General features: G+C 56.3%; 10 protein-coding genes. 3 read left to right on the plus strand and 7 right to left on the minus strand.

What is annotated here, in order from left to right:
- Window positions 1–44: 44 nt before the first annotated feature.
- Window positions 45–1,271, minus strand: a complete 1,227-nt coding sequence (hutI, locus tag TH3_RS19060) for an imidazolonepropionase (protein WP_007088758.1) — start codon at window positions 1,269–1,271, stop codon at window positions 45–47.
- A 79-nt stretch (window positions 1,272–1,350) separates the two neighbouring features.
- On the opposite strand from hutI, the gene TH3_RS19065 reads away from it, so the two are divergent.
- From TH3_RS19065 to TH3_RS19080, 3 genes are all read left to right on the plus strand, one after another.
- A complete protein-coding gene (locus TH3_RS19065; protein ID WP_007088757.1) occupies window positions 1,351–2,715 on the plus strand; it encodes a formimidoylglutamate deiminase in 1,365 nt (454 codons plus the stop codon).
- Complete coding sequence (locus tag TH3_RS19070) at window positions 2,712–3,416, plus strand: GntR family transcriptional regulator (RefSeq protein WP_007088756.1); 705 nt, start codon at window positions 2,712–2,714, stop codon at window positions 3,414–3,416. The genes TH3_RS19065 and TH3_RS19070 overlap by 4 nt, the downstream gene beginning before the upstream one ends.
- A 986-nt stretch (window positions 3,417–4,402) precedes the next feature.
- On the plus strand, window positions 4,403–5,491 hold the full coding sequence (locus TH3_RS19080; protein ID WP_007088754.1) for a hypothetical protein: 1,089 nt from the start codon (window positions 4,403–4,405) through the stop codon (window positions 5,489–5,491).
- 60 nt (window positions 5,492–5,551) lie between these two features.
- Here the strand turns inward: TH3_RS19080 and thpR are convergent, their stop codons facing one another.
- From thpR to TH3_RS19115, 6 genes are all read right to left on the minus strand, one after another.
- On the minus strand, window positions 5,552–6,094 hold the full coding sequence (gene thpR, locus TH3_RS19085) for an RNA 2',3'-cyclic phosphodiesterase (RefSeq protein ID WP_007088753.1): 543 nt from the start codon (window positions 6,092–6,094) through the stop codon (window positions 5,552–5,554).
- Between the two features lie 61 nt (window positions 6,095–6,155).
- Window positions 6,156–7,022 carry a pirin family protein gene (locus TH3_RS19090; RefSeq protein WP_007088752.1) on the minus strand — a complete coding sequence of 289 codons (867 nt, stop codon included), beginning with the start codon at window positions 7,020–7,022 and terminating at the stop codon, window positions 6,156–6,158.
- Window positions 7,023–7,073: 51 nt separating this feature from the next.
- Window positions 7,074–8,114: an NADP(H)-dependent aldo-keto reductase gene (locus tag TH3_RS19095; protein WP_007088751.1), complete on the minus strand. Its 1,041-nt coding sequence runs from the start codon at window positions 8,112–8,114 to the stop codon at window positions 7,074–7,076.
- A gap of 144 nt (window positions 8,115–8,258) precedes the next feature.
- A complete protein-coding gene (locus tag TH3_RS19100) occupies window positions 8,259–9,377 on the minus strand; it encodes an FIST signal transduction protein (RefSeq protein WP_007088750.1) in 1,119 nt (372 codons plus the stop codon).
- A 134-nt stretch (window positions 9,378–9,511) separates the two neighbouring features.
- Complete coding sequence (locus TH3_RS19105) at window positions 9,512–10,213, minus strand: J domain-containing protein (protein WP_007088749.1); 702 nt, start codon at window positions 10,211–10,213, stop codon at window positions 9,512–9,514.
- Between the two features lie 911 nt (window positions 10,214–11,124).
- On the minus strand, window positions 11,125–11,883 hold the full coding sequence (locus TH3_RS19115) for an arylesterase (RefSeq protein WP_233421802.1): 759 nt from the start codon (window positions 11,881–11,883) through the stop codon (window positions 11,125–11,127).
- Window positions 11,884–11,965 lie beyond the last annotated feature (82 nt).

The following is an 11,965-nucleotide window of genomic DNA, read 5'->3' on the forward strand; positions in this document are numbered from 1 at the left end:
GTCGAATACAGGTTACGGGGCGCGTGGGCAGGGTTTCGATACGCTTAGTGCGCGACCGGAACCCCGCCGAAAATACATTCAAACAGCGGGTTGAACCCGATGCGATATGAAAGTTCTGCCGGGTGCGACACATTCCAGATCGCCAGATCAGCCCGCATCCCTGCCCTGACCTGCCCGGTATCGGACAGGCCCAGTGCACGGGCGGCATGGGCCGTTGCCCCGACCAAGGCTTCTTCGGGGGTCAGGCGGAATAATGTGCAGGACATATTCATCGCGAGCAGGATCGACATCAGCGGCGATGTCCCCGGATTGCAATCGGTTGCAACCGCGATTGGCACGCCATGCTTTCGAAAGGCAGCGACGGGCGGCAACTGTTTTTCATGCAGGGTATAAAATGCGCCGGGCAACAGGACCGCGACCGAGCCGGATTTGGCCATCGCCATCGCGTCTTCTTCGTTAGCATATTCGACATGATCGACCGACAATGCGCCATTGCTCGCGGCCAGTTTGGTGCCGCCGATATTTGAAAGCTGTTCGGCATGCAGTTTGACCGGGATGCCAAGCGCGCGGGCAACATCGAACACACGGGCAATCTGTGCCGTGTCAAACGCGATGCCTTCGCAGAAACCGTCGACCGCATCGACTAGCCCTTCGGCATGGGCGGCGCGCAATGTCGGGATGCAGACCTCGTCTATATAACGATCCGCTTCCCCCTTGAATTCCGCCGGGGTAGCGTGGGCACCAAGGAAGGTCGTTTTGATTCGAACCGGGCGATGTTTTTCAATCGCACGTGCGGCGCGCAGCATGTTCAGTTCCGTCTCGCGGTCCAAGCCATAACCGGATTTGACCTCGATCACGCAAACACCCTCGGCCAGCAGCGCATCGACCCGGGGCAAGGCACTTGCCAGCAATTCATCGACACTGGCGGCGCGGGTTGCGCTTACGGTTGAGACAATACCACCGCCCGCACGGGCGATTTCCTCGTAACTTGCCCCTTGCAGGCGCATTTCGAACTCAACCGCGCGATTGCCGCCATGCACGACATGGGTATGGCAATCGATCAGGGCCGGGGTGATCAGACGGCCTTCAAGATCGCGATAGGGGAATTTTTTGCTGTCTTTATAGTCTTCGGGGATCGCATCGGCATCGCCGACCCAGACGATCTTTTCGCCTTCAATCGCGACCGCGCCCTTATCAATCATACAATATGATAATTGATTTTCGCCCTGCGCTTTATCGATCGCGACAATTTTCGCATTCCCCAAAAGCATGTAAAGCTCACCCTTGATAAGTCTGCTATTAAATATAATATGTACGTACATAATATCACTGTCAAGACGGGTAGAAGCAATGACGGTTCTCTGGGCAAATCAGGCACTTACCACCAAAGGCTGGGAAAACAGCGTCCTGATCGAGATCGATGAAAGCGGCAGAATCACAAAGGTTCAGGCCGATTCCCCTGCCACCGGAAACCGCGTTGGTACGCTTCTGCCCGCGATATCGAACCTGCATAGCCACGCGTTTCAGCGTTCGATGGCCGGGTTAACCGAAAAACGCGGCCCCGATCCCCGTGATACCTTCTGGACATGGCGACAATTGATGTTCCGCTTCCTGGATCAGCTCACCCCGGATCACGTGCAGGACATTGCGGCCTTTGTGCAAATGGAAATGCTCGAAGCCGGATACGCCAACAATACCGAGTTCCATTACCTGCACCATCAACCGGGCGGCGTTCCCTATGACAATATCGCCGAGATGGCCGAACGCATTGCGGCGGCGGCAAACATCACCGGTATCGGCCTGACGCTTCTGCCCGTGCATTACCAGTTCGGCGGTTGCGACAAACGCCCGCTTGGCGCAGGGCAAATCCGGTTTGGCAATGATCCGGAACGCTTTGCCAAATTGTATGAGGAAAGCGAAAAGGCGTTGAAATCCCTGCCGTCCGACACACGCATGGGGGTGGCCCCGCATTCGCTGCGCGCCGTGGGGCGCGAGGACCTGATTGCCACCACGCGGCTGTCAAAGGACGGCCCGGTTCACATGCATCTGGCCGAACAGGTCGCCGAGGTCGAGGAGGTCGCGGCATCCTGGGGCAAGCGCCCGGTCGAATGGCTGCTTGAACATGCCGATGTCGATGAAAACTGGTGCCTGATCCATTGCACGCAGATGCAGGAACACGAAACGCTTGGCCTTGCCAGAACCGGGGCGGTTGCCGGGCTTTGCCCGATCACCGAAAGCAGCCTTGGCGACGGTATTTTTGATGGTGTGCGTTACCTGAATGCGGGTGGAAATATCGGTGTCGGATCGGATTCCAACATTCGCATTTCACTTTCCGAAGAGATCCGCACACTGGAATACAGCCAGCGTCTACGCGATAAATCGCGTGCCGCCCTTGCCACCCCGGAAAAATCCACCGCCCGCCGGTTGTTCGATGCGGTTGCCAAAGGCGGCGCACAGGCCGCAGGCCGCGATGCCGGCCGGATCGAGGTCAGTGCACTGGCCGATCTGATGGCGCTTGATGGCGCGGCGGTTGACCTTATCGGTCGGACAGGCGATACGATCCTCGATACATATGTCTTTGCCGGAGATGATCGCATGGTGCGTGATGTCTGGTCGGCCGGTCGCCATGTCGTGACCGAGGGCCGCCATATCGCACATGATACGATCACCGACCGGTATCGCAAGGTGATGGAACAACTCAAGGAAGCGGTGTGAGCACCACCACGGAACTGACAAACTGGCAATCGGTCCATGACGAGGTCCTGCGCCGCATTCACACCCGTGAATGGAAACCGGGCGACCAGATCCCCAAGGAAGTCGAACTGGCCGAGGAACTGGGCTGCGCGCGCGCGACCGTCAACCGGGCGCTTCGCGAACTTGCCACCGAGGGCTTCCTTGACCGCCGCCGCAAGGCCGGAACCCGTGTTGCCACCCACCCGGTCCGGCGCGCAAGGCTTGACATCCCGGTCATACGGCTGGAGATCGAGGGCCGCGGCCAGAAATACGCCTATGCCCTGCTGTTTCGCGAACGCCGCAGCCCGCCGCCGGAAATCTGCGCCAATCTGGGTGTAACACCTGACAGCGACATGCTGCATATCACGTCGCTGCATCTGGCGGATGGCAAGCCCTATATGTTTGAGGAACGCTGGGTCTCGGTCGCCGCCACCCCGGAAATCGTTGATGCTGATCTGTCCAAAATCAGTGCCAATGAATGGCTGGTACTTCATGCCCCCTACACCAAGGGCGACATTTCATTTTCCGCCGTGCTGGCTTCCGAAAACGAAGCCGAAATCCTGCGCACGCAAAAGAATGAACCGCTGTTCCTGATCGAACGCACGACCTGGGAAGGGGAACAGGGCATTACCTCCGCCCGGCTTTTGTTCGCGCCGGGATACCGGATGCATACGGCACTTTAGACCTTCCGAAGAGCCTGTAGTTTGTGCGCATATCCGTCCCTTTTTCAGATTTCCTGAAAAAAGTTCTTGATTTGTTCTTTTTATTGTGACATAAGGACAAAGTCAACGGGAGAAATGCACCCGGACCGAAACCCGCGAAGCGCCTTGTGCGCATCGCGGGTTTTTGCGTTTGGGGCCGGATCAAAGAGGGTATCAGGATGCAGCGGCAAAGATTGAGGCAGGGCGGCGGGGCAATCCGCAGGATATGGATCGGCGGATGGCGGAGCCATTACGGCGGCGTTCCGCGCCGGTTCTAACACGCTTTTAACACGCTTATTTGTCATGATGGGAGAGGTGCGTTTTATCGGGGAATGGACCCCGGATTTGCCGGAGAGAGGCAGCAATGGCAGCAGTGGCGGCAGTGATTTGTGGCCCGTCGGTGGTGGACAGGCTGGGGGCAGTATGCCCGAAATCCGTCTGCTGGTGAAAATGGCAGCCGCCCGAGGTTTGTCTGGACGTCGGGGTGGCAGGTTGTCGCCGTGGCCGGAAAGTGATCGAGGTGGGCAGAAAGCCCGATGAAGGTCCGTCGGCGAGGTTGCGGGAGGCCCTTGGTCCTTGGGCCCGTGGTATGTCCGGACTTCGAGGTCAGGCCATTGCCGAAAGGGACTGGCTGTCTGCGGGCCGTCTGTTGGCAAAGCTGGCGAAAGCCCGGGATGTGTCCGGCGTTGCCCGAAGTCCTGCATTGCCGGAAGTCGCCGTGGTGCAGGCCGTGGGCCTGATGGTCGTCTGTGGGACCCCAGGTTTGTTCGGGCTTGCTCAGTTGCGGGACGTCCGGTTTGTAAAAAAGGTGCCTGTCCGCTTTTCTCGCATTCCCCTTTTCTCGAGTGCTTTGCGAAACGGCATTGAGCGGTACTTATCTGGGGCCGCGAGGACCCGCGCGCTTGACGGTAAGGTATGACGAGCATAGAGCTTGGGTGAAAAATCAGAAAAAACCTAACGGATATGCGATGACGTCCGAAGACCTGTCCGCCCGCAGGGTATTTGCGAATAGCCAAAAAAGATTAAAATCCGAAATCATCCGCGAAGTTACTTTCGAAGGGGTGATAGAGCGGGCCCGGTCCATGGTCATCTTGCCAGACGCAAGAATTCTGGTAGAGGGCTCCTCCGTCAAGGATGGCGCGCCTTTGGCTGCTGTGTGGTCGCCTGCGGCTGATAAACTGGAGACAGTGGGCCTTTACAGGTCTGCGATTGAGGAAAATGCATCCTCTGATCATCATTCAAGCAGCTTGTTTCCGTGGCGCGGGGCCTTTGGCTGGCTGGATTATGACCGCTTGCACGTGATGTCTGCCGATTTTAGCCGGTGTCTTCAGACCTATCCAATTCGCAATATGAATTTCCTCGCGGAAATGGATATTTCCCGACAGGATTCCTTTGGTCGCAAACCCAACCCACTGAGCGCCATGGCGGTCAGTGATGATCTGCTTTTGGTGACGCTATCTGATAACTTCAGAGTCCGGGTTGGGCGCTTTTTTGCGTTTCTGCGCCGAACGGGCGACAGTTTCGAGTGGACCGGTTTGCCGGTGGAATTGAACTCCCCAGAAGTCATGGCAGCGTGGCGTGACCGTGCAATGGGCTCTTCTTGGTTGTTTATAATGGACGCGTTCTTGTGGGGCAGGGAGCTCCGCGCGGTAACAAACGGGGGGCAAGCAACCCATTTCAACAGCGGGCCAACCTTTGAAACGAAACTTGTCATTGATTATGACATCGTTGGTGCGGTTGCCGAGGAGCGCGGGTTCTGGCAGCGCTTCAAGAAGCCTCGTGCGCCTGAGCTGCATCTGAAAGCTGTCAGCCAGTTGCCGCTGGGCGATCTGACCTGTAGCCGGGATATGTCCTATAGCGTGCTGAAGCTCGCTGGGCTCAACAAGATCCTGATATATCCGCCGGACCTGTCCGCCCCATTGGGCATGTTGCCCTTGACACCAGGGATGAGCCTTGGCCAGCGCAAACATGATCGTGTTGCCTTGGCCTTTGATGAAGAGACGATGCTGGTGGGAGATAAAACGGGCTTCAACCTGTGTAGAATATTGTTCGATTAGAATTAGAAAAAGGGGACTGTTCCCTTTTCTGAAGCCGCAGTCAGGCTTTTGTCTGCCCAATCATTCAAACCCGTTATACGCCGCAATCACCCGGAATTCCGGGCCATCGACGGTGGAGTGGCTTTCATACAGGCAGAAGCGGTCGACGGTGAAGCTGCGGGATGTCAGGTCGATATGATCAGCCACCGCCTGTTCGACGGTCGCACGGGCGGCGTCGCGGTTGCGGCCAAGGGTGATGTGCGGGGTGAATTTGCGCATGTCCATGTCCGGGCATTCTTCAAGCCGCAGCAATGCCTTTTCCACGCGGTTTGCCAATGCGTGCAAGGCGGGCTGGTCTGCGACACCGGCCCAGAAAATGCGCAGTTTGCGGGCGGACGCGAAGATGCCAAGGCCCTGCACGCGAAGATCGAACGGTTCGAACGGGAGTTCGGAGAGGGCCGCATCGATTTCGCGGGCCAGACCGGGATCGACATTGCCGATGAATTTCAGCGTGATGTGCATGTTTTCCGGGGTCTGGGCATCGAGCCCCTTGATCCCGCGCGCCAACGGGTAAAGATCGTCGGCAATATCAGCCGGAATTTCGACGCCAACAAACAAACGCATATTCGGAACTCACGCACGACAATCTGGCAGATGGGGATTTGAGTGGGCGACCGCCCGGTATTTATCCGGTCGAACGGCCCGGAAGCGGGATGATGTCATCCTCGCCCTTGATTTGCGGGAAGCGGCCCGCAGCCCAGTCGGCCTTGGCCTTATCGATCCGTTCCTTGGAACTGGAAACGAAGTTCCACCAGATATGGCGATAGCCGACCGGCAACCCGCCGAGCAGCATCACCCGACAGTCGGATTGGGCGACGATATCGGGAATTTCTTCGGGCGCGATATAGATGAAGTTTTCCGGTTCATACAGGTCGCCGTCAATGCGCAGATTGCCGGAAACGACATACAGGGCGGCTTCCTGATTTTCACCGGGCAGCAGAAGCTGCGCGCCGGCATCCATGCGGACATCAAGATAGAACAGCTTGGATTTGACCGGAACCGGGGCGGTTTTGCCGAAGGCCTCGCCCGCGATCAGGCGCATATGCAAACCGGCATCTTCGATAATCGGCAGGTCGTCCTTGGCGATATGGAAAAATTCCGGATCGGATTCTTCTTCGTCTTCGGGCAGTGCCGCCCACAATTGCAGGCCATCGAGTTTATGATGGCTGTTGCGTACCGCATCGGTTTCGCGTTCGGAATGGGTGATGCCGCGCCCGGCACTCATCCAGTTGAGATCGCCCGGCTGGATTTCGAGCAAACTTCCAAGGCTGTCATGATGGCGGATCGCACCTTCGAAAAGATAGGTGACAGTGGCAAGCCCGATATGGGGATGCGGGGCAACGTCAACCCCCTGCCCCGGCTCGAACGATGCCGGTCCCATCCGATCAAAAAACACAAACGGACCGACAGACCGGACTTCGCGGTGTGGCAGGACGCGGCGCACGGACAGGGGACCAAGATTGGTTTCCTTGCCGGAAATCAGTATAGACATGCGCCGCCTCCTTTTTAAGTCTGCTTCAGACTAATCTGGTACGTACCTGCCTTACGGGCAAGGGTTCGGCCAGGTGGTCTGGATTTTCTCGATCTCGGCCAGAACGTCGTCGGACAGTTCGACATAGGCAGAGCCGATATTGGATTTGAGCTGTTCCATGCTGGTCGCACCAATGATGTTGGCCGTCAGGAACGGGCGGGTATTGACGTAAGCCAGCGCCATCTGCGCGGGATCAAGGCCGTTATCCTTGGCGAGTTTGACATAGGCCTCGGTCGCCTTGATGCCATTTTCCGTCAGGTAGCGGCCGAAATATTGCGGCCAGATGGATGAACGTGCGCCTTCCGGGCGGGCACCGCCGAGATATTTGCCCGACAATGCGCCACCACCCAATGGCGAATACGCCAGAAGACCGGCATCTTCGCGGATCGAGCATTCGGCCAGACCGACTTCATAGGTCCGGTTCAAAAGCCCGTAGGGGTTCTGCACCGAAACCACGCGCGGCCAGCCTTTTTTCTCGGCCAGTTCAAGGAACTTCATCAAGCCCCACGGGGTTTCGTTCGACAGGCCGATATGGCGGATTTTGCCCGCCTGCACCAGATCATGCAGGGCTTCGAGGGTTTCCTCGATCGGGGTGAATTCCTCGTCGCTGTCATGGACGTAACCGAGCTTGCCAAAGAAGTTGGAATTCCGGTCCGGCCAATGGAGCTGATAGATATCGAGATAGTCGGTTTTGAGGCGTGTGAGGGAACCGTCAATCGCCTCGTTGATCTGTGCGCGGGTCAGGCGCGGGCCACCCCGGACATAGGGAAAACGTTCTGCCGGGCCGACAATTTTGGACGCGATGACCAGATCATCACGACGGCCGCGTTTTTCAAGCCAGTTGCCGATGATGGTTTCGGTTCTGGTGAAGGTTTCTTCCATCGCCGGGACCGGATACATTTCGGCGGTGTCGATGAAATTGATTTCATTGCCGGTGGCGTAATCGAGCTGTTCGAACGCTTCGTCCTGCGTATTCTGCTGGCCCCAGGTCATGGTACCCAGGCAAATCACACTGACATTGATGTCAGTCCGACCCAATCGACGATATTCCATAGATCAATCCCCTTTTGCGCCCTGATTGGGCGCATTTTATTTTCAATGGTATGAATATATCCCGGTCGCGGAGTGATGAAAGCTTTTAGCGCAAATTTTCTTGCAACATCATGGAATTGCAATGAATTTTCGACGCATTTGATCCTAGATGAACAGGGTCAGAACCCCGGTATAGCTGTAAAAGCGATCATTGCAGACCTCGCCACTGCCGTAAAATCCGGTGAGCGGCAGATCCCCGATTTCATCGCGGATGATCATCATTTCACGGCTTTCGGTGCCAAACAGATGCGGCCCGCGGGCGACACAACTGCAATAAAGCGCGCCGCGCGGTTTGCCGGGAAGGCGTTTTTGCAAATCAGCCAGCATGCGGCGCAAATCCTGTTCGGCGGCAACGCCGTCGCGCCGCACGAAACGGATGGTATCGCCGACCTGCACATCGCCGCTGATGGCCATCAGGTTGTTGTGCGGATCAACCCCCATCAGGTTGCGGACAACAAAATCGCCGGTATCCGAGCCCGGCACCATCAGGGCAACGTGATAGCGGCCCGAGGCGATGGAATTTTCATTACCGTCGGATTCCATTTCCGATTTGAAGACTTCGAGTGCCGGACGGTCATCAAGGGTTGCGATGATGCCATCGCGTCCCTCGGTCACGCGATGCAACGGTCCGACCGGGGTGCAGGCCTGACTGATCCCGACCTGCACAATCGTTTTGTCGGCAAACAAAACCCCCGAAAGGCCGCCTTCGACGACCTTGTCGGCGATTTGCGGCGCACCGCGTTCGCCCGATGCAATGCCGCCAACCAGATAGGTTGACCCCAGACGCGCCAGTTCGGAAAGAGTGGCCAGGCTGTCGGGTGCGCCCGGATCGCCGTGAACCAGACCAAAGATCGGTTGCAGGCGATCAATCGCCCGCTGCAATTCCGGTGCATCGAGATCGGTGTCGGTTTTAAGCGGTTCGAAAATATGAAAATCATTCGGATCAATCGGGGCGACCATCACGGAGGCGGCCGGAACCCCGAAATAGGCCCGGCCAGACCCGCACACACCAATCCCGACCGTACCGACCCAGTGTTCAAGCGACAGGCGGGAACGCAGGAAGGTCAGGATGCTGCCAAGGTCGGCGGCCAGTGCCTCGGACACATATAAAAAAGCCAGTGCCTGTTGCGGCAATGGCTGTGTTTGCAATTGATCGGCCAGTTCGGTGGCGACTGCTGCCCAATTTTCCCCGCTGGCATGTGCCGCATGAAATTCAGCCGTCATGCATTCTCCCGCTTTTGAAAACCTGCCTGATGATGTGGCGGTCCGTTTTCTTGGTCTTGTGGTTATCCAAGCTCTATCTAAGCATTCGGGGGGGCCATTCACAATGGGCGAACAAAGATTTCAGCCCTGCCCCGTCAGGCAATATGTCGACGCAGCAAATCCATCGCGGCATTAAGCTGTGTCATGCGCTGGTGCGATCCATAATTGCTGTCAGGGTGGTGAATGGCGGCCAGAATGCGATATTTGGTGCGGATGGACTTCATGTCGGGACGGGCATTGGGGGCAAAGCCCATGACATGCAGGGCTTCGTTAAAGGTGGTGACGCCGCGATCAAGTGGCTCGAACGCCAGATTATCGACAATGGCGCGCAGACGTTCAAGTTCCTCGCGCGATTGCAGAAGTTCGACAGGCGGTTCGGCCTGGCGTTTTCGGATGGCGTGGGCTTCTTCCAGTGCCTTGCGTTCGGCCGCAAGGATATCGGCCTTTTCAACGCGCATCTTGACTTCGCCCTTGTCGAAATGCAGCGCCATATTGAGCGCCTTGCGCACCGCGATGATTGAATGCCCCGGTGGCAAACGCAATTGCAGCCTTGGTTTGCGCCGCCAGGGACGGCCTTCGGCGGGGCCTGATTTCAGGACGATGGTTTCACGATCACCCGGCGGCGGGTCGCCCGGGTCCTCGTAATCCTCAATCGCGCCTTCGGGCACAATCAGCATGACGGAGCGCGCCAGATCGGCCGCATTGACCCCGCGTTTGGCGGCCAGTGCGAGAACAGCATCACGGAACATCGAAGAACACGGAATGGTGTAGGATTGTTTGACTGATTGTGCCGCCATCACCCTTGCCCGATATATATCAATTTAAATCAATATCTTACGGCGGAAAAACCACCGCAATCCCGATTGAGAAGATCAATTTGGCTAAAGTGTAGCGGCGGGAGAACCCGGCTGCAACTGCGGTTGTAGGCAAAATTGAATCGCTTCCGATTCATCCACAGGCAAAACAGGCGATTTCGCAGGGGTTCCCCATAACGCAAAGACAGAATAAGTAGTTGATATTAAAATATCTTTTATCGCATTATCGATTCTTCGCCTGAGTTTCAGCCCCTTAGCCCGCCCGCAAGAATGGATCACCCATGTTTGCGGCCCCATAAACGGGGAAAAATCCATAAGACATTGTTATTATTGAATTATTTTCGGTTTTATGCTTTGGCTCGCCCCGGCGGCAACGGCGTCAATTTGGCTGAATTAACGTCTCGTTTGCATTTGTTCTGTCAGATCAAACCAGAGATGACTACAAATGTAGTTGCGGATCGGGATATTCGAAACATAACCGAAAGTAAATGATGTGTTAATTTCACACTCAATCAGGTGTTCTGAGGGCTTTTGGGCCATTTTCGGGCCGGTTTTTACCATTTCCCAGCCGACCCTGAAACCATACAACTCATTGATAATAAACACATAAATCTGCAAAAACGGGCAGATCGACTTTGCCCTGCCCTGACCCACCAAAATCGTTTCGGTTTGCTTTCTAATTTTATCTACGTATGTAGTTTTTCGGGGCGGTTTCTGTCGAAACTGATCCTGGAGGGCGATGGAAATCCTGTATTTTCATGCCAATGCCGCCCAGCAATTATTTGTTATAAAAGGAATTATCGAATTCCACCGCAAGAAGAAAAGGCTGCACCAACGGGTACAGCCTTTGAGAAATCCGGTCACCTGAATGCGGTTGGTGCGGAGGCGGAAAATCAGGAATCTGCTTCGAGAACGTCAATAACCTGCGGCAAAATGCGTTCCACGACAATCTTCACCCCGTCCGCATTGGGATGAATCCCGTCATCCTGATTAAGATTTGCGTTTGCCGCCACGCCATCGAGGAAGAAGGGATAAAAGGCCAACTGATATTGTGCCGCCAGTTCGGGATAGATTGCGTTAAATTCATCCCCGTATTCCTTGCCCATATTGGGTGGTGCCATCATCCCGGCCAACAGGACCGCAACATCGCGGTCGCGCAGCTTTCCAATGATTTCATCAAGATTTTCACGGGTCTGGGATGGTTCCACCCCGCGAAGCGCGTCATTGGCACCCAGTTCCAGCAACACGATATCGGGATCATCGACCAGCGCCCATTCAAGGCGCGAAAGACCCGCCGCCGTCGTATCGCCGGAAACCGAACTGTTAACGACCTTGACGTTATGCCCGGCATCACGAAGGGCAGCTTCAAGCCTAGGGGCAAAGCCATCCTCGTGCGAGAGACCGTAGCCCGCCATCAGGCTGTCACCATAAAGCATCAGGGTTTGCGGGGCATTGTCGGCAGTGTTGTTTGCCGCATTGTCGGCGGCTTGGGCATCATGAATGCCAAACAGGCTCATGGCGCCAATCAGAATACCAAAACCCATCCCGGCACATCGAAACAGGCGGCGGGAAAGCCCTTCGAACAATCCGGGCTTTTGCTTGAAAGTGAACTGGTTAACAGCCGGGTCTTGCCCGAACAGCGTGTATGCCACAAATCTCACCTTATGTTTTGTCATCTTGCACAGACGGTTAGCCTCTGGTTACCTGCTGGTCACCCATCGGTTACCCTGAGAT

Source organism: Thalassospira xiamenensis M-5 = DSM 17429 (assembly GCF_000300235.2).
Taxonomy (GTDB): Bacteria; Pseudomonadota; Alphaproteobacteria; order Rhodospirillales; family Thalassospiraceae; genus Thalassospira; species Thalassospira xiamenensis.